The following is a 16,874-nucleotide window of genomic DNA, read 5'->3' as shown; positions in this document are numbered from 1 at the left end:
ATTAATCGCCGTCCACCACAGCCCGCTACGTTAAGACGTGGCGGGCTGTTCTTGTTCTGGCATCGGCGCTTGTGATGGCTCGTTAACCAACCCGATAGCATCATCAAACAAGCGTAACCCGGCACCTTCTTTATGTGCGTGCTCCGATAGAAGACGCCGAAAACGCCGCCCGCCTGGGCAACCCTGAAAAAGCCCCAGCAGATGGCGGGTAATATGGTTAAGCTTCGCGCCTTCATCCAACCGCTGCTGAATATACGGGCGAAATGCCCGGGCCGCCTCAACCCGGCTAGCGGCTGGGCTGGGCACGCCATAAAGCAATGTATCTACCTCAGCCAGTAACCAGGGGTTTTGGTACGCTTCACGGCCAATCATCACGCTATCCACACGCTCAAGCTGTGCCTGACACTCTTCAAGCGTTTTAATCCCACCGTTGATGCCGATATGCAGCTTAGGGCGGTCCTGCTTTAAACGATGCACACGCGGGTAATTGAGCGGCGGCACGTCGCGGTTCTCTTTGGGCGATAGACCTTTCAGCCACGCCTTGCGCGCATGCACAGTAAAAATCTCACAACCGGCATCTGCGACTATGTCGATAAAGCGCGCCAGGTCGGCGTCTTCATCCTGCTCATCAATCCCGATACGGCACTTCACCGTAACCGGAATCGAGACTGCCGCCTGCATAGCGCGCACGGCATCGGCGACTTTTTCCGGGTAGCCCATCAGGCAAGCGCCAATCATGTTGTTCTGCACCCGGTCGCTTGGGCAACCTACATTCAGGTTAACCTCGTCATACCCCCACGCCTCAGCAATCGCCGCGCACTCGGCAAGCTCCCCGGCATCGCTACCACCAAGCTGTAAGGCAATGGGATGCTCCACATCGCTATAGCCCAAAAACCGCTCACGCGGCGAGCCATGCAAAATAGCGCCCGTCGTCACCATCTCGGTATACAGCAGCGCCCGCTTGGTTAACGTACGTGCGAACGCCCGATAATCGCGGGTTGTCCAGTCCATCATAGGGGCCACAGAAAAGCGGCGGGCCGCATCTGCTGGGCTTAACTTGTTCATATCAACCATTTGCATCTTTTTGATGTCGTATATAAATACACATATTCAATACCCTTTGATACGGCACATAGGTGTACTTGGTGTACCTGATTCGTACCTTGGTTACGTAATCAGATAATTATCTAAAAAGGGAGTACACCAAAGCGACGTATCAAAAGCGGAAGATTCGTTGGCGGGCAATTGTACGCAAGAAAGGGTAGCCAGTACAAAGCAAGACGTTTTTACCAAGCTGCATGTGGTTGGGCATAGGCATTCGAGAGTGGATTGCTCACATCGCTTCGTCATCGCGTCATTGAATTTTAAAAATAAATGCATCAAAAAAAGCCACCTGTAACAGATGGCCTTTACGGGGTTCTTTGTACAATGCAGGAGCCGTTAAGGTTGCAGGCGTATAAACTACTCGCTTCCTTTCGGGTCGGCTTTATCAGACTGCTGATCGATATTGTCTTTATGAGCGCGCTTTTCTTTAACGACTTGAGCGCCTGGAATGGGCGCTGCTTTGCCTGACGTGTTGTGGCCAGGCTCTGAGCGAGCGTCTGGGCTCTTCTGGTTATCAACGTTTTCATCTGGCCGATAAGGGGGCGGCTCATCATGGTGAGACGCTTTTTGGGCGGCATCATCGCCACGAGGAGTATCTTTATTGACGACCTCTTTGGCTTTTTGAGTTTCTTCACTCTTGTTGCGCTGTTTATCCTGTCCATGGTTCATGACGTACTCCTTTGCGTTCCGAGCCTTCGCTTTGAAAAAGCCAACGTGGCTCTTTCTGCTTACAGCGTAGAACAGCCCTCTGAAACCTGCAGGCCCAAAAAAGTACGGTTAGATGCTTTTGTATAATGTACCCCCGCCCATATCGCCGCCCCACCACGCATCAGTTACCTTCCATAGAAAACGGATACCATAAACACTTGGCCAATGGATGGCCGAGTGTTTATTTAAAGAACTCATGTGCTCTTACGGGCTCTAGTCAGTTCTGCCATAGCGACGCGCGCAAGAAAACCGCTTCGCGTTTTATCCCCGGGGTGGCTGGCCACAAAGTCATCAATTTGCTTGAGCAGGAGGTCGGGCAGAGTGACGTTGATTTTGTGACTTTTGCCGAGGTAGGGGGTTAGATATCCGCCACAGCCCAGATCCAACCCTCGAAATCCGGGTTATCCATATGATGCTCTATGGACGTAGCTTCGGGAATGGGATCGCCATATTCCACGGCCACTTCCAGCCAACCCTCGATCGACTCCTTGGCGTTAATCATCGCCTCTTCAAACGTATCGCCTGCTGAGTGGCAGCCGGGCAGATCGGGCACTGCCACGCCATAGGCATGATCTTTGTCGCCGCGTTCAATGGCAATGGGAAACAACATGCATTGACCTCCGTTAGTAGGGGCAGTAGTGGCCAGTCTCATTCAAGGCCAGCACTTTTTCTGATTCCTTTAACCAGCCCGATTTTTAAATCCTTTTAGGGTGTGGCACGGTCACTGTGCCGGGCTTGGTCGGATGTCTGAAGTGGTGGTGGCTGCCTTTTATTCTGACAAGCTCCCAGCCATCCGCCTCCTGCCCCTTTATTTTGAGCTCGGGGTTATTGTAACCCTGAGAGGCCATTAGGTCGCATTTATAACCTGATAACTACAAGGTCTTGAAGTTGTGCGTGATCTTTGATCGCCGTACCAGCCCATGGTCTGTAGTCGCTAATAGTCGGTGGTTCTGGCTGAATGCTTACCCGTCCCGTTGTGAGCGTCAATCCAGGCTCTGCAAGGTACTATTCAAGGTACTATTAAAGTAGGTGTAACGATTACGCCACTACTTACGCAGATACTAAAGTCACCCAAACATGCTCATAAGCGATAGATAGCGCGACGCCCATCAACAGCACCGCCATTATCTGATTAAAGCGTTTAAAGAAGGCGGGGTTGTCAATTCGGTTACCGACCAGGCTGCCTATCCACATGTAGCTTCCAGGGGCGCCTGCGGCCAGTAGCGCTAATCCCATCGACCAAACTACCAAGCCAGGCCCTTGAATGCCCGCCGCGGGAAACTGCAGTGTGGCGATGGGGAGTGTCGCCACGATCCCTTTGGGGTTGAGTAGTTGCAGAATGAGCCCGTCACGATAGCGAAGAGTGAGTGGCGAGCTGGATACGGCATTAACGTCAATGCGCGCCCTCGCAATGTGTATGGCAAGGTAAATAATATAACCGCAGCCGAAAACGCTAACCGCGATGAGTAGGCGTCCATCAATCCACGCAGCACCCGCCCAGCCGAAGAGTAAAAACAGTAATAGCATCGCCGTGCCCACGCCCAGGCAGAAACCCAGCGACGTTTTTGTCTGCCCATTAACGCCTGTATTTAACCCCATCAGGTTCACAGGCCCAGGCGAATACATGATGCCCACGGCATAAGCGATAATAGCTAACATAAAAGCTCTCTGGTTAGTCGTTAAGGTGGTGCTGGTATTGGTGGGGAGTAAGGCCATAAATACGTTTAAAGCGACGGTTGAAATGGCTAAGGTCGGTAAAGCCATAGCGAAACGTCACCTCACTAAGCGATGCGCCTTTTTCAAGTGCGCTGCACGCCGCATTAACCCGGCAGTTGATGACGTACTGGTAGGGAGTGATGCCCAACTGCTGACGAAACAGTCGCAAGAAATGAAACTTCGAAAGGTGTGCCGCTTGGCTAATCGCTTCAAGCGAGAGGTCAGTGTCCAGGTGCGCATGGATATACTCTTTGGCCAATCCGAGAAGTGCATCGGGCCTGCTAGAGGTATGCCCAGGCTGGTAAGCACCGCCTAGTTGGGTGATTCGTTCAACAACGTGATAGAGCGCGTTTTCCTGGTCGATCTGGCTGCCGGTTGATGTGGTAATCAATCGGGCAACGTTGGTTATCCGCTCGCGTAGCGCCATGTCTTGTACCAGCGTACTGTCGAATCGAAAGTGGGATGCTGTTTCCTGCCCCAGGGCGTCGTCAAATAGGGCCTTAACTTGAGTGGGGTGAACGTACAGCATGACGTAGTCGAGCGTGCGGTCGCCGCCTGGTTGGCCGTCGTGAACGTCATCCGGGTTAAAGATAATTACATTACCCGGTGGGCTACGGTGATATTGCCCACCGCTGAAAAAGTCCTGGCGACCTGACAGCGTCACCCCAAAGGCGTACTCCTCATGCGCATGAGGGTCATAGCGAAAATCGAACATCGCTGCCTGTAGCGTTTTCAGCGTGGGGATGTGCTGGCTTTTAGTGAACTGAAAGCGGCTTGCCGATTTTCCCATTGCTAAGCCTCCGTCTATCCAAATGTCATTGCGCTAGTTTAACGCTCACGTGTTAGCGCAGCTTGTACAAAATTGCGCTTTATCAGTGTCGGTTACTCCTTTCGTGCCTGCCCATTCTCGTCCCGCTACCCTCATGCCGTGTTGTCTGGTAATTTCAGACGTATCTACTAAGCCTTCGTTAAAAGGATAGCTCCCCATGTTTACCGGCCTGAGTGCATTTCCATTAACGCCCATGCACGAGCAGGGGATTCGTGAAAACGAGTTTTCCCGTTTAGTGGAACGTTTGGCCGAGGCGCGGGTGGATTCTATCGGCGTGCTGGGTTCAACCGGAAGCTATGCATATCTCAGCCGGGAGGAGAGGGGGTGCGTGACTCAACTGGCGGTAGAAAGCGCAGGCGATGTACCGGTGATTATCGGTATTGGCGCATTGCGCACACGAGACGTGTTGACGCTTGCCGAAGACGCCCAGAAAGCGGGCGCTAGCGGCGTATTGCTGGCGCCGGTTTCCTATCAAACGCTGACCGATGACGAAGTGTTTAGCCACTATGAAGCGGTCTGCCGTTCATTAAGCGTACCGCTGTGTGTTTACGATAATCCGGGCACAACGCACTTTACGTTCAGCGATGAGCTGCATGGACGTATTGCCCAGTTGCCTCAGGTCCGCTCGATCAAGATTCCACCGGTCAGCATGAATCTCAACGCTGCTCGCGAGCGGGTTGATCGGTTGCGTGCTTTGATTCCGGAGGATGTCACCTTGGGGATAAGCGGTGACGTCGTCGCGGCCACCGGCCTAACGGCGGGGTGCGATAGTTGGTATTCCGTGCTGGGCGGGTTATTTCCTGAAACGGCGCTGGCGATAACGCGAGCAGCCCAGGCGGGTGACTTTAAAATAGCGCAGCGCCTTTCTGATCAGCTAGAACCTTTCTGGGCGCTGTACCGTGAATACGGAGGAAGCTTACGGGTTATCGCCACCGCCGCCGAGATCCTTGGCAAGGTCAGCACGCCTTGCTTGCCGCTGCCGCTAAACACGTTCCAAGGCAGTCGGCGCGCAAGAGTCGAACAGGTGATTGAAGAGCTCGATCTACGTTAGGCGAAAGCATCAAAACGCCCAGTAAACGCTGGGCAAATGCGTATTTAACGTGTTACTCGACAAGCTCAATCAACCGATCCGGATAGTCGGTAAACAAGCCGTTCACGCCCCAGTCGATGAGCTGCTGCATGTGATCGGTATCGTTCACTGTGTAGATGTGTACCGCCAAGCCGTTATCCTGAGCCTGGCGAATGAACGCTTCGTCGACCACCTGCTCGCCTTCATAACGGTAGTTCGACCCTAAGCCTACTGCGTAATCGGCCACGGCTTGAAAGTGCTCGTCGGTGATGTCCGGTGCTCCCGGCGTGGTGCCTCTCCACTCAACCAAACGTTCACTGTCCTCTGTGCTGGGGGAGTACCACACCAACTGAATCAGTGGGATATCGTCGTTCAGTTCGTGAATCTTGAGCAGGCTCTCCTGCTCAAACGACTGAACCAGAACGCGTCCGGTGTTGATCATATCAAACGCTTCCAGGCGCTTAACAAGCGCCGCTTCAACGCCAGGGTTCAACTGGGGCGACTTGGTTTCCAAGTAGTAGCGGGCGTTCTGACCAAAACGGTTGAAAACCTCTTCAAGCGTTAATATCTCGGCACCCATAAACGCCTCATCCGCCAGGTCAGGATAAGCGTCGTTAAACCAGGCGCCCGCATCCAGGTTGTTGAGCTCGGCAAGCGTATGATCGTTGATGCGGCCTTCGCCGTTGCTGGTGCGCTCAAGGGTATTATCGTGAAAGGCCACCAATTCGCCATCGGCGGTCATCTGAATATCCAATTCCAGATAGTCCGCTTCCCATTCATGGGCCAACGCCAGTGCTGCCATGCTGCTTTCCGGGGCATAGCCGCTTGCACCGCGATGGGCAATCACCTGAAACGACGCTAGATCTTTTAGCTGTTGCTCCAGCGGAGACGTTTCTGCTAATGCAGTCGGGGCGGTAATGAAAGCGAAAAGGCCTAGAGAAAGGGATGTTTTTAGTGAATAGCGTGGCATTAGGCTTCCTTTTTTAAGGATGGGTTATGCCCCTACCCGTTTTAATAAGCGATGCCAAACGGGGGTGACTACTTATCGAGTAACAGAATAAAAGGAGCTGTAGCATGAAAAATAATCTAAATATCTTAATGTTGTAGAGCGTCAGGCTTTTGATAAAAGAACGGTAAAGCGCCTAAATTAACTCGAAGAAACCTGCCAAAACCGAGGGCTTAACTCAATGATGTTTCAAGAAGTTCAGGAAGGTTGAGTACCGCACGTAAAATGGCTTCTTCGCTCTGTGCTAAATGTTCAAGCATAAGCTTTGCTGCTTGCTCACCTTGCCCAGTATTAAGTGCCTCTAAAATATGTGTGTGATCATCGCTCCAATCCTTTTTACCTTGGCCGTACACCATGCTGACGTAAGCAATTCGCATATGATCATCTGATAGTTCTTCAAGCAGTCGCGTTAAACGTTGGTTGCCTGCCACTTGAGCAATCAAGCAGTGAAACTGGTGATTAGCATATGAATAAGCGATCATTTGAGCAGGGTTTTCATGATCATAAGTAGCTTTGCAGCAATGGCGCAGCTGTTCGAGAGTTTTGCTATCCAGGTGACCAGCAGCCATGCGACAAAGCTCAGGCTCTACAAGTCGACGTATATGATAGCTGTCGCGAATGCTCTTGATGGTAATGGAAGCAACTGTATAGCCAAGACGCCCCTGATTAATAATTAACCCCTGTTGGGCTAGGCGTGCCAAGGCATGGCGAATAGCTGCTTTACCAATTGGGTAATGTTCTGTTAGCCAAGCCTCGGTAATTGAGGCACCTGGCTTCAAATGACAAGAAATAATATCGTGTTTTAACGTTTCGAAAGCTTGAGTATTGAGACTGATTTTATGAGTAGTTGCCATGAAACTGTTCCGTGTTAACCGCAAGGCGGTGCTCTTGAGCACCGCCTCATTCTAGCATCTACCTAAGGAGGCTTGTTGGTTGCTTAAAGTATTGATAGCAGAACAAACGTGGTCATAATGGCAGCGCCACAGATAAGCGTCCACATCACACAATAGCCCATGATGTCACGCGCCGACAGGCCTGCTACACCAAGCAAAGGTAGCGCCCAGAAAGGCTGCATCTGATTGGTCCAGGCATCTCCCCAGGTAAAAGCCATAATCGTTTGCGGGATGTCAGCACCCAGTCGTTGGGCGGCCTCCAGCATAATGGGCCCCTGAATAGCCCATTGCCCCCCGCCAGACGGAATGAAAATATTGACGATACCGGCCGAGATAAAGGTAATAATCGGAAAGGTATGTACATTGGCAATATCGACGAACCAGGTTGCCATGCTATCAGCCAGACCTGAGACTTTGACCATTCCCGCGATACCTGCGTAAAGAGGGAATTGAAGAATAATACCACGGCACGCTAGAATACCTTCCTTGACCGCTGCCCCGAGACTTGCCGGGCTGGGTTGCAATATGAGGCCGATGGAAAGAAAGATCAGAATCACTAAGTTGAGATTGAGTGTAAAACCTAATTGATGAAAATTGACCGCCAAATAACCAATCGGTAATAGGGCGAGAATCAGATTGGGCAGCCGGTTGTGTTCAAGTTTCTCGACCCAAGGCATTCCTCGTGTATCGACTTTTTCGACGGTGTTGTTGAGCGGCTCTCCCTTATATTGCTTGATTTCGCTAGCTTCTGGTTTAACGCGGGAGAACACAAAGTACAGAAGGCCCAGAAGTACTAGGGAAAGGGCGATGTTCCACCAGGCATAGAGGGTTTCGGTGATAGGAATAATACCCACCACATCCTGCATAAAGTTGCCTTCTGAGGCCATCAATAACGGGATCGATGCCGTTGTGCCGCGAATAATCTCCCCCGAATAGGCGGCGGCTACCGCCAGAGGAAAGTGCAGTCCAGGCACTCTGCGAGCCATCTCGCGGGCCAAAAAGGCCCCAACGATCATGCCGAAACCCCAGTTGATGTAGAACGTTACCATTGAAACAACGGCGACAAGACCAGCAGCCTGGCCCGCTGTTTTAGGCACAGAGGCAAGCCGGTCGATCATGCGAGCGATGATCGGTGTTTTTGCCATGACGAAGCCCGTCAGTAATATCAACGACATTTGCATGGCAAATTGGTAAAGGTTCGAAAACCCATCGCCCCAGCCATTTAACATGGTATGAGCGCTTTGTCCTTCGAGCAGCATACCCATTAAAAAAACTGCAACGCTAAGGGCAATGGCCAAGAGCAGTGCATTAGGTAGGCAGGTTTGAACAAACTTCAGACAAAGCCGTGTCAACGTTTGCATATAAAGACCCTATTCGTTTGTTTTATGAAGTGTTATGGCTGAGCGCTCTAAACAACGATTATTTTTAGGGTGCCCTCAACCTAGTGAGAGCACGTCTTTAGTGTTTTATGAGCGGGGCATGATCGGAAGCTCGATAGCCGACGCATGCAAAGCATTTCGGTGGATATCAATCGTGGGTATGACACCGTCCGGAATACGTGAAAAATGATCGCTGTCGGCTAACGCAATAGCGATACGCAACCGATGGCCTGCTTTGAAAAGCCAGGATGTAGGCAACAAATCAAACGCAATTTCGCTGCATTCGCCAGGAATCAGATAACGAGCATCACGTTCGTTGAAACTATGATTTGGCCCAATGGCTGGCAGGTTAGGATGGCTTTCCGCAATGCGCCGATGTAGCGCTCGGAATACCCCTTCAGTGACATAAGCGGCGCGACCATTCTCATCGATATCCTCGATATAGACGAACAGAGCGCAATCTTGTGTATCGCTTTGCAGGTTCAGCCGGATAACCGGGTGGCCGGTTAGCTCCATATCGGCTGTCAGCGTGTCGGTGGTATAGCACAGCATTCGCTCATCACGACCATGCCAATCCGCATAGTAGTGTTCAACGTTCTGAGCATAGAGCCGGTTATAGCGAGACTGATTGCCCGTTCCGCAGCGATAATCGCCTACGTAACGATCACTACCGTGCAGGGCGTTAGGGGTTGCCTCGCTAAGCTTATGTCCTTCCTGAAAATAGAGCGTCCGCCATTGGGTACTTGCAGGCGGCCACTCGGAAGCTGATTTCCAGCGTTCTTCGCCAACGGTGTAGTAATGCACTGGAAGTTCGTTGCGTAAACCGGTGTCCAAATCCATCAAGTGTTCGTCGAAGAAACGCAGTGTTTCCGACAAGGCTTTGGACTGCGGTTGCGGCTCGTGTCGGTAAGGGCTGGATCCTGAACGGCCACCATGATCCCAAGCCCCCAGCATTAGGCGCTTTTGCGGATTTTGCTGCCACTCATAGCGAAGCGCGGCACCGCGAGCATAGTGGCCATCCATCCAACCCGAGATGGTATACACCGCTGTTTGATGGTCCGCTTTGCGATTGGCATAGTAATAGGGGCTGATAATGGCAGAGCTAAAGTCCGGGTCGGTATGCAGGGGGCGGTCACGAAATGGGAACTGATGAACAAAGTCCGCCATATCAAAGTTAGCCGTATGGTCTTCAAGCGCAGCCTTTAACTGGCGGCCATTGGTATCACCATCGACAGGGGCAGGGCCGTCATAGTGCTCCCCTTTGAAATACGGGAATTTGTCTCGATCCTCGGCCGCATTGTCATCTAGCGCATCCATCAGGTTGCCGTACTCTTTCACTAAGCGGCGGCACATTACCCCGCCTGGGTAGAGCTGGTTCGACCAAGTATCCCATACCGATGAGTGAGGCACGATTGCCTTGACCGCTGGGTGTGCCCAAGAGGCTGTAAAGTCGGCAGCAGCTCCCAGATACGAGATGCCGGTTATACCAATAGCGCCGTTACACCAATCCTGCTGGCTAACCCAATCAATAATTTCCAGGTAATCCCCACGTTCCTTGGGCGAACGAAGCCCCGTACGAACCCCAAACGATGCGCCGCTACCACGCACATCTACCGCGGCAAGGGCGTAGCCCCGAGAAAGAAGCAAGGACCTAAAAACGGCGATATTGGGGCAATCTTCAACACCTTCTGGCGCGCCCGGTTTTAGCTTCATGCGTCGATAATAGGGCGTGAAAAAAGCGATCACTGGGAAGCGATTATCATCTTCCTGAATGCCTGGCAAGTGGATATCAATAGCGATATCGATGCCGTCACGCATTGTGAGATAGCGCGATATCAGGCGCTGCCCCTCATAGCTTGGAGATCGCTTTTCCAGCCAGGATTCAGGCTTAAATAGAGGTGTATTCGCCATGCTAAGGCTCCGTTTTTATGTTTAGTATTTTTGAGATGTTGTATTTATTATTTTGACATGTCAAATAAATGATTTTGAAATTTTTATCAGCTGCTACTGATGAATTAACGCAATTGTACGAGCGCTAGTGGAAAGGGGAGAGACGGTCTATTAAGCAGGAAAATATAGGCTGAAGGTTTTTTATTAAGCTTTAACAATCTGTTAGAAGGAGGGCGAGTATTGGCGGCGGGCAATACTCATTTAAGCGAAAGAGTGCTACGTCTGATAAGGAGGTGGTGAAAAAGGGTGGCGAGATTAAATATTATTAACGCTGACATGCTATGTATCTTGGCGAAAGAGCATGCTTTATAGAATCTCAGCTTCAGCGTTATTTAGGGGGGCTGGGCGCTAAGGCGGTTAATTAACATCTGTGCTTCTTTGCGGAAGGTCAGTCTCACAAACTGAATATGCTGATAGTGTAGGTTCACCATAAAATTCATCATCTGGCGTGCCTTGCCAGTCAGCGCGCCAGAAAAGCGGATCAAGCTGAATATGGGGAATGCCCAGAGCATGGGATAATTGATGGGAGAGCGTGCTTTTACCGCTGCCGCTGCTGCCCACAACGTTGATTTTCATGATGAAGCCCTGTTTAAGCGGCGCGCCAGTTTACGTAGGTAGAGAGCGCTGGACAAACCTGCATCGCTTTTGGTATCCCGCTCGTTGTAAGGTATACGTTATTGGTCGTTTGACGAATATGGCGACGCGAATGAGGTAAATAAGAGCGAAAACGTAAGGCGATGCGCTATTACCTTACATTATTACCTTTCTTCAATTAACAAGGAGCGCAGCGTGGATACGTTGACTTGGCTGACCTACGTGGGCGTCATCTTTGCCTTGATCATTTTTCCGGGGCCGGTGGCGCTGCTTTGTACAAGCCATGGGCTTAAGTTTGGCCGAAAGTACACGACCGCGACCGTGCTGGGCGGCGCCTTGTCTTCATTGGTCCTGATGATGGTTTCTTCACTGGGGTTGGGCGCCATTCTGGCCGCTTCGGAGAGTGCCTTTTATATTCTGAAACTGTTCGGTGGGGCTTATCTGATCTACTTGGGTATCGCGGCCTGGCGGGATTCCTCGGGGATCGATATTCAGAGCCCTTCAGCCGCTGGCAAGCAGCGTATACCGATGAAAACCCTCTTTCGACGTGGTTTTATGGTAGGCATCAGCAATCCCAAGGATCTGTTGTTCTTCGCTGCGCTCTTTCCCAACTTTATCGATGTCAGCCAGCCGCAGCTGATTCAGTTCGTGATACTGGCCGTGACCTGGCTGGTGATCGATTTTACCCTGATGTCGACCTACGCAGGACTTGGCTCCAGCATTAGCCGCTGGTTTCAAAGCCCGCGCCGCTACAAGCGCTTCAATCGCGCCACCGGCGGCCTGTTTATCGCCGCCGGGGGAACGTTAATGGTGTCCAACCAGTAAAGAGGTGTTATTAATCCTGCTGCTTATACATTGACGCCCTTCATACCTTCTGCGGTATAGCGATCACCGACGACCGGCAGGCGCTCGGTGGCCGCTTCCAGCTGCTGCTGTTCCTCGGTGGTCAGCGTTATCTGCGTGGCGGCTGTATTCTCCTCAAGGTAGCGCAGCTGTTTGGTTCCGGGAATTGGAACTATGTTGGAGCCTTTAGATAGCAGCCAAGCTAGTGACAGCTGGGCGGGCGTGCAGCCTTTTTGCGTGGCCAACTCAGCGACCACATCCGCCAATCGACGGTTAGCGTCTAAGGCTATTTCACTAAAACGCGGCAGGTTAGGGCGAAAATCCCCTTCGCTGAAATCCGCTGACGCCTGAAACCTGCCGGTTAAAAATCCTCGGCCAAGCGGCGAATAGGGCACAAAGCCAACCCCCAATTCATTACACGCAGGCAGTACTGTTTGTTCAACGTCGCGGGTCCAGAGTGAATATTCGGTTTGTACGGCGGTAATCGGATGAACCGAATGTGCCCGGCGTAGCGTATCCGCACTAACCTCACACAGCCCAATACGCGCAATCTTGCCTGCCTTAACCAGCTGTACTAAGCCTTCCATTGTCTCTTCAACGGGTTCATCGGGATTAAGGCGATGGACATAATAAAGGTCAATTTTCTCAACACCCAGCCGCCGTAGTGATGCCTCGCAGGCGGTACGGGCGTAGTCGGCACTGTTGTTCAAGCTGCGCTTATACTCACCGGGGTTGCGCACAATGCCAAACTTGGTCGCGATCTGAATATTGGATGACCGGCTCGCTAGAAAGCGGCCCAGCAACTCCTCATTATGGTGCGGCCCGTACATATCCGCGGTATCGAAGAAGTCGATACCCAGCTCTACGGCGCGCGCAAGCACCCGCAGCGACTTACTGTCATCGCGGGGGCCGTAAAATTCGCTCATGCCCATGCAGCCCAGACCAATGGCAGAAACAGACAGGTCAGTACCCAGCATGCGTTTTTCCATGGTGTCTCTCCTTAAGTCGCCAATAGGTAGTTATTGAGTTATTGAGTAATGGAAAGACAGCGTGGCATTATCCATTAATGAAAAAAATGAACGATATAGGTAAAGAGATTTCCGATTTTGAAAAACACATGCCACGTGGCTGGGTGTGGGACGATACGCGTACCTTTTTAGCGGTAGCCCGCCACGGCACGCTAAGCGGCGCAGCAGCGGAGCTGCATTTAGGCATCGCCACGCTTTCCCGACGTATCGAACGGCTTGAGCAAGCGTTGCATTTGCCGCTTTTTGTACGCCAGCAGTCGGGCTATCAGCTAACCGAAGAGGGGGCTGGGCTAATCGAAAAGGCTGAAGCGCTGGAAGCTGCCGCAGCTGCATTTACCACTGGCGTTTCCATGCAGGCGCAGATGACCGGCCGAGTGCGTTTGGCCACCGCAGAAAACCTGGCAACCGAGCTTATTTTGCCCGCTTTACCCGAATTCCGCAGGCAGTACCCCGGTATTACGCTGGAGCTTGTCACGGACATTAGTACCGTTAACCTGCACCGTCGCGATGCGGATCTAGCCATCAGAATGGTCAAACCCGAGCGAGGGCACGTTACGCTTCGCCGGATTGGTACATTGGGCTACGGACTTTACGGTAGCGTTGATTACGTCGCGCAGCGTAAGTCCAGCCCCGATGCTGGCGACTATGATTCTGATGCTTTTATCACTTGGGGCGAAATGCAGTCACACCTGCCTGCCGCGCAGTGGAGCGAGCGAATTTTGCAGGGGCGGGAGCCTGCTTTAACTACCACCTCGGTATCGACCCAAGTAGCAGCCGCCAAAGCCGGGCTTGGATTGGCTGTACTGCCTCATTTTGTAGCGCTGAATGCTGGGCTTGTTTGTGTGACTTCAGCGCTTGGTGCTGATCAGCCTATTTACCTTGTTATCCAAGCTGACGTGACTCAATCAGGCCGAATTCGTGCCGTAGCAGATTTTATGGCTGATCTGGTTACCAGGAATCGCACATGCTTGAGTGGATCATAGCCATGGAGAATGCTTATGGTTAGCACATGGTCATGGAACACATCCACAACGTCTGGAGCCAGGTCATCCCTCTCTGGAAAAGCGAGAATGTTAGTCTCGAAAGCGTTATGGCGGCCTGGAATGACACCGGCCCATTTGATGCAACTGGCTCCTGTTTCAGGCAATGGCGTTGCTTTTTTGCATGCACGGTTATAGCCGTTAAAAACTCATATTTAAAATAAGAATATAAAATAGTTTTTTTATGCTTTTTTGTGGATTTTGAATGCTCTAATATAGCCACCTTTTTTACGCTGGACCATAGGCAGGGCCTGCGTTGGCCCGTTAGCGATTGATAGGGAAGCCACCATGGGTGAGCAAATGAGCGAGCAACAAGGCGCGCACTTCAAGCGCAGTATGCAGACGCGCCACTTGGTAATGCTCTCGTTAGGGGGCGTGATTGGCACCGGGCTGTTTTTAAGTTCCGGCTATACCGTGCAGCAGGCAGGGCCGACTGGGGCCGTGCTGGCCTATCTGGTAGGTGGCATTGTTGCCTGGTTGGTGATGATGTGTCTGGGAGAGCTGGCGGTGCATATGCCGGATTCCGGTGCCTTCAGTGCCCACGCCAGCCGCTATATTGGCCCTGGTACCGGCTATATGGTGGCTTGGATGTACTGGCTCACCTGGACGGTGGCGCTGGGGTCGGAGTTTACCGCGGCAGCGGTGTTTATGGGACGCTGGTTTCCTGATATCCCCGGCTGGTACTGGAGCGGGCTGTTCGCAGCTATTGTGTTTGGAGTGAATGCGTTTACCTCACGCTTCTTTGCCGAGTCCGAGTTCTGGCTGTCGTTGATCAAGGTAATTGCGGTGGTGGTGTTTGTGATCGTCGGGGCAGGCGCGATTATTGGCTGGGTGCCGCTGCAGGACTCAAGCGGCGCTGCGGTAGCATCGCCGGGGCTTTCGGCCTTTTGGGGCGAGGGCGCCATGTCGCCGAGTCTGTTGGCGATCGGCACTACGTTACTGGCGGTGATGTTCGCGTTTTCCGGCACGGAGCTTATTGGTATTGCCGCCGGGGAAACCGTGGACCCGGCGCGCAATGTGCCCAAGGCGATCCGCGCCACGCTGTGGCGGCTGATTCTATTTTTTGTGGGTACCATCATCGTGATTGCGGCATTGCTGCCCCAAAGCCAGGCCGGGCTTAGCCAAAGTCCCTTCGTCGCGGTATTCCAGCGCCTGGGCGTGCCCGGGGCGGCGGACATCATGAACTTTGTGATCATCACCGCGCTGCTCTCGGCGGCCAACTCCGGGCTTTATGCCTCATCACGCATGCTTTGGACGCTGTCGGATCAAGGCACTTTGCCCAAGTCGCTGGGTCGGCTCAACAAGCGCGGCATCCCGATGAATGCGCTGCTGCTCAGCATGATCGGCGGCTTCGGTGCACTGTTTTCAAGCGTCTACGCACCGGAAACCGTCTACCTGGTGCTGGTCTCGATTTCTGGCTTGGCCGTGGTAGTGGTGTGGATGGCGATTGCGCTCAGCCAGCTCAACTTCCGCCGCCACTATCTGCGCGAAGGCGGGCGGCTTGAAGACCTGGTCTACCGCACGCCGTTCTACCCCTGGGTGCCGCTGATCGCGTTTGCGGCTTGTCTGGCGGCGTGCATCGGTATTGCGTTTGATCCGCAGCAGCGCGTGGCGCTCTACTTCGGGGTGCCGTTCATCGGCCTGTGTTACCTGGCGTATTTTCTGCACCATCGTAAGGTCGTTCAATCCCCTGTCCACCTGAATACCGCGGCTGAGGAGAAAAGAGTATGAGTGAATCAAATCCGATCAAGGCTCTGTTGGCGGACGCACCCTTTATGGTCATCGACGGGGCGCTTGCCACTGAGCTGGAAGCGCTGGGCTGTGATCTCAATGATAGCCTGTGGTCGGCGCGCCTGCTGGCTCAGGCGCCGGAGAAGATTCGCCAGGTGCATCAGGCGTATTTCGAAGCCGGTGCCGACTGTGCCATTACCGCCAGCTACCAGGCCACGGTGCCCGGTTTTATGCAAGCGGGAATGACCGCCCAGCAGGCGCGGGAGCTGATTCAGCGGTCGGTCACGTTGGCGCAGCAGGCGCGCGATGCGGTGTGGCAGCCGGGGCAAACCGACCGCCCCAAGCCGCTGGTGGCCGCGTCCGTTGGCCCGTATGGCGCTTATCTAGCAGATGGCAGCGAGTACCGCGGCGGCTATGATCTGGATCGTGCCGGGCTGGTTGAGTTTCATCGCGAGCGTTTCGAGCTGCTGCTGGCCTCGGGCGCTGATCTGCTTGCGGTAGAAACTCTGCCCTCACTAGAGGAGGCGTTGGCAATCACTGATCTGTTGGCTGAACACCACGGCGCCCAAGCCTGGGTGACCTTCTCGGCCAAGGATGGTGAACATATCAGCGATGGAACGCCGATTGAGGCGTGTGCCGCAGCACTGGCCAACTGCCCGGGCGTGGCAGCGATTGGCATAAACTGCACCGCGCTTGCGCATATCGAATCATTGGTCGCGGCGATCAAACGCCAGTGTGACCTGCCTGTGCTGGTGTACCCCAACTCGGGCGAGCTGTATAACGCGGCGACCAAAACCTGGCACCCGGCACCGTGTGATCACACCGCCACGGGGCCTTCTGGCTTGGCCCAAGGGGTGGAGCAGTGGTTGGCAGCAGGGGCTGCGGGTATCGGTGGCTGCTGCCGTACAACACCTGATGATATTCGGGCACTGGCCCAGTGGCGGCAGTCGCTTTAGTTGGCCAGGGGGGTGGGCTTTTCCCGCG

The 16,874-nt window shown here is 53.1% G+C and carries 18 protein-coding genes; 5 read left to right on the top strand and 13 right to left on the bottom strand.

Annotated elements, in window-relative coordinates; translation table 11 throughout:
* Positions 1–30: 30 nt before the first annotated feature.
* From dusA to ACT3TC_RS10840, 7 genes are all read right to left on the bottom strand, one after another.
* On the bottom strand, positions 31–1,080 hold the full coding sequence (dusA, locus tag ACT3TC_RS10870) for a tRNA dihydrouridine(20/20a) synthase DusA (RefSeq protein WP_444640081.1): 1,050 nt from the start codon (positions 1,078–1,080) through the stop codon (positions 31–33).
* A gap of 381 nt (positions 1,081–1,461) precedes the next feature.
* Positions 1,462–1,773 (bottom strand): hypothetical protein, encoded by a 312-nt coding sequence (locus ACT3TC_RS10865; RefSeq protein ID WP_444640080.1) that lies wholly within the window; start codon positions 1,771–1,773, stop codon positions 1,462–1,464.
* A gap of 233 nt (positions 1,774–2,006) precedes the next feature.
* On the bottom strand, positions 2,007–2,198 hold the full coding sequence (locus ACT3TC_RS10860) for a type II toxin-antitoxin system HicB family antitoxin (protein WP_444640079.1): 192 nt from the start codon (positions 2,196–2,198) through the stop codon (positions 2,007–2,009).
* Positions 2,171–2,422, bottom strand: coding sequence for a type II toxin-antitoxin system HicB family antitoxin (locus ACT3TC_RS10855; RefSeq protein WP_444640077.1), 252 nt, complete (start codon positions 2,420–2,422; stop codon positions 2,171–2,173). The genes ACT3TC_RS10860 and ACT3TC_RS10855 overlap by 28 nt, the downstream gene beginning before the upstream one ends.
* A gap of 85 nt (positions 2,423–2,507) precedes the next feature.
* A complete protein-coding gene (locus tag ACT3TC_RS10850; protein ID WP_444640075.1) occupies positions 2,508–2,660 on the bottom strand; it encodes a type II toxin-antitoxin system HicA family toxin in 153 nt (50 codons plus the stop codon).
* A 202-nt stretch (positions 2,661–2,862) separates the two neighbouring features.
* Entirely contained in the window at positions 2,863–3,471 is a 609-nt protein-coding gene (locus ACT3TC_RS10845) for a LysE family translocator (protein WP_444640073.1), read from the bottom strand.
* Between the two features lie 13 nt (positions 3,472–3,484).
* The gene (locus ACT3TC_RS10840) at positions 3,485–4,318 is read right to left on the bottom strand and encodes a helix-turn-helix domain-containing protein (RefSeq protein WP_444640071.1); all 834 of its coding nucleotides are present in this window, start codon (positions 4,316–4,318) and stop codon (positions 3,485–3,487) included.
* 196 nt (positions 4,319–4,514) lie between these two features.
* Here ACT3TC_RS10840 and ACT3TC_RS10835 point away from each other — a divergent pair, with 196 nt between their 5' ends.
* Positions 4,515–5,408, top strand: a complete 894-nt coding sequence (locus tag ACT3TC_RS10835; RefSeq protein ID WP_444640070.1) for a dihydrodipicolinate synthase family protein — start codon at positions 4,515–4,517, stop codon at positions 5,406–5,408.
* 52 nt (positions 5,409–5,460) lie between these two features.
* Here the strand turns inward: ACT3TC_RS10835 and ACT3TC_RS10830 are convergent, their stop codons facing one another.
* The 5 genes from ACT3TC_RS10830 to ACT3TC_RS10810 all read right to left on the bottom strand — a co-directional run bounded on the left by ACT3TC_RS10830 (position 5,461) and on the right by ACT3TC_RS10810 (position 11,230).
* Positions 5,461–6,396 (bottom strand): glycerophosphodiester phosphodiesterase, encoded by a 936-nt coding sequence (locus ACT3TC_RS10830; protein WP_444640068.1) that lies wholly within the window; start codon positions 6,394–6,396, stop codon positions 5,461–5,463.
* Between the two features lie 209 nt (positions 6,397–6,605).
* Positions 6,606–7,286 (bottom strand): GntR family transcriptional regulator, encoded by a 681-nt coding sequence (locus tag ACT3TC_RS10825; RefSeq protein ID WP_193053946.1) that lies wholly within the window; start codon positions 7,284–7,286, stop codon positions 6,606–6,608.
* An 83-nt stretch (positions 7,287–7,369) separates the two neighbouring features.
* Positions 7,370–8,686: a short-chain fatty acid transporter gene (locus ACT3TC_RS10820; RefSeq protein WP_444640066.1), complete on the bottom strand. Its 1,317-nt coding sequence runs from the start codon at positions 8,684–8,686 to the stop codon at positions 7,370–7,372.
* 105 nt (positions 8,687–8,791) lie between these two features.
* On the bottom strand, positions 8,792–10,615 hold the full coding sequence (locus tag ACT3TC_RS10815) for a CocE/NonD family hydrolase (protein ID WP_444640064.1): 1,824 nt from the start codon (positions 10,613–10,615) through the stop codon (positions 8,792–8,794).
* A 396-nt stretch (positions 10,616–11,011) separates the two neighbouring features.
* Positions 11,012–11,230 carry a hypothetical protein gene (locus tag ACT3TC_RS10810; protein WP_444640063.1) on the bottom strand — a complete coding sequence of 73 codons (219 nt, stop codon included), beginning with the start codon at positions 11,228–11,230 and terminating at the stop codon, positions 11,012–11,014.
* 213 nt (positions 11,231–11,443) lie between these two features.
* Between ACT3TC_RS10810 and ACT3TC_RS10805 the strand changes: the two genes are divergently transcribed.
* Positions 11,444–12,073: a LysE family translocator gene (locus ACT3TC_RS10805; RefSeq protein WP_444640062.1), complete on the top strand. Its 630-nt coding sequence runs from the start codon at positions 11,444–11,446 to the stop codon at positions 12,071–12,073.
* A gap of 23 nt (positions 12,074–12,096) precedes the next feature.
* Here the strand turns inward: ACT3TC_RS10805 and ACT3TC_RS10800 are convergent, their stop codons facing one another.
* Positions 12,097–13,080, bottom strand: coding sequence for an aldo/keto reductase (locus ACT3TC_RS10800; protein ID WP_444640061.1), 984 nt, complete (start codon positions 13,078–13,080; stop codon positions 12,097–12,099).
* A gap of 86 nt (positions 13,081–13,166) precedes the next feature.
* Between ACT3TC_RS10800 and ACT3TC_RS10795 the strand changes: the two genes are divergently transcribed.
* From ACT3TC_RS10795 to mmuM, 3 genes are all read left to right on the top strand, one after another.
* Positions 13,167–14,102: a LysR family transcriptional regulator gene (locus ACT3TC_RS10795; RefSeq protein WP_444640060.1), complete on the top strand. Its 936-nt coding sequence runs from the start codon at positions 13,167–13,169 to the stop codon at positions 14,100–14,102.
* A 345-nt stretch (positions 14,103–14,447) separates the two neighbouring features.
* Complete coding sequence (locus ACT3TC_RS10790) at positions 14,448–15,890, top strand: amino acid permease (RefSeq protein WP_444640058.1); 1,443 nt, start codon at positions 14,448–14,450, stop codon at positions 15,888–15,890.
* The gene (mmuM, locus tag ACT3TC_RS10785) at positions 15,887–16,846 is read left to right on the top strand and encodes a homocysteine S-methyltransferase (protein ID WP_444640057.1); all 960 of its coding nucleotides are present in this window, start codon (positions 15,887–15,889) and stop codon (positions 16,844–16,846) included. The genes ACT3TC_RS10790 and mmuM overlap by 4 nt, the downstream gene beginning before the upstream one ends.
* The last annotated feature ends 28 nt before the right edge of the window (positions 16,847–16,874 follow it).

Origin of the sequence: Halomonas sp. AOP27-A1-41, assembly GCF_052378605.1 — a bacterium.
Lineage (GTDB): Bacteria > Pseudomonadota > Gammaproteobacteria > Pseudomonadales > Halomonadaceae > Vreelandella > Vreelandella citrativorans.
Note: the sequence above shows the minus strand (reverse complement) of the source record. Positions and strands in the feature narration are given on the sequence as shown.

What these genes read in the sequence shown, in the direction of transcription:
- ACT3TC_RS10865 (WP_444640080.1), bottom strand. Translation starts at nt 1,773, where the DNA reads ATGAACCATGGACAGGATAAACAGCGCAACAAGAGTGAAGAAACTCAA.
- ACT3TC_RS10820 (WP_444640066.1), bottom strand. Translation starts at nt 8,686, where the DNA reads ATGCAAACGTTGACACGGCTTTGTCTGAAGTTTGTTCAAACCTGCCTA.
- ACT3TC_RS10800 (WP_444640061.1), bottom strand. Translation starts at nt 13,080, where the DNA reads ATGGAAAAACGCATGCTGGGTACTGACCTGTCTGTTTCTGCCATTGGT.
- ACT3TC_RS10840 (WP_444640071.1), bottom strand. Translation starts at nt 4,318, where the DNA reads ATGGGAAAATCGGCAAGCCGCTTTCAGTTCACTAAAAGCCAGCACATC.
- ACT3TC_RS10795 (WP_444640060.1), top strand. Translation starts at nt 13,167, where the DNA reads ATGAACGATATAGGTAAAGAGATTTCCGATTTTGAAAAACACATGCCA.
- ACT3TC_RS10835 (WP_444640070.1), top strand. Translation starts at nt 4,515, where the DNA reads ATGTTTACCGGCCTGAGTGCATTTCCATTAACGCCCATGCACGAGCAG.
- ACT3TC_RS10830 (WP_444640068.1), bottom strand. Translation starts at nt 6,396, where the DNA reads ATGCCACGCTATTCACTAAAAACATCCCTTTCTCTAGGCCTTTTCGCT.
- mmuM (WP_444640057.1), top strand. Translation starts at nt 15,887, where the DNA reads ATGAGTGAATCAAATCCGATCAAGGCTCTGTTGGCGGACGCACCCTTT.
- ACT3TC_RS10845 (WP_444640073.1), bottom strand. Translation starts at nt 3,471, where the DNA reads ATGTTAGCTATTATCGCTTATGCCGTGGGCATCATGTATTCGCCTGGG.
- ACT3TC_RS10850 (WP_444640075.1), bottom strand. Translation starts at nt 2,660, where the DNA reads ATGGCCTCTCAGGGTTACAATAACCCCGAGCTCAAAATAAAGGGGCAG.
- ACT3TC_RS10790 (WP_444640058.1), top strand. Translation starts at nt 14,448, where the DNA reads ATGGGTGAGCAAATGAGCGAGCAACAAGGCGCGCACTTCAAGCGCAGT.
- ACT3TC_RS10855 (WP_444640077.1), bottom strand. Translation starts at nt 2,422, where the DNA reads ATGTTGTTTCCCATTGCCATTGAACGCGGCGACAAAGATCATGCCTAT.
- ACT3TC_RS10810 (WP_444640063.1), bottom strand. Translation starts at nt 11,230, where the DNA reads ATGAAAATCAACGTTGTGGGCAGCAGCGGCAGCGGTAAAAGCACGCTC.
- ACT3TC_RS10815 (WP_444640064.1), bottom strand. Translation starts at nt 10,615, where the DNA reads ATGGCGAATACACCTCTATTTAAGCCTGAATCCTGGCTGGAAAAGCGA.
- ACT3TC_RS10825 (WP_193053946.1), bottom strand. Translation starts at nt 7,286, where the DNA reads ATGGCAACTACTCATAAAATCAGTCTCAATACTCAAGCTTTCGAAACG.
- dusA (WP_444640081.1), bottom strand. Translation starts at nt 1,080, where the DNA reads ATGCAAATGGTTGATATGAACAAGTTAAGCCCAGCAGATGCGGCCCGC.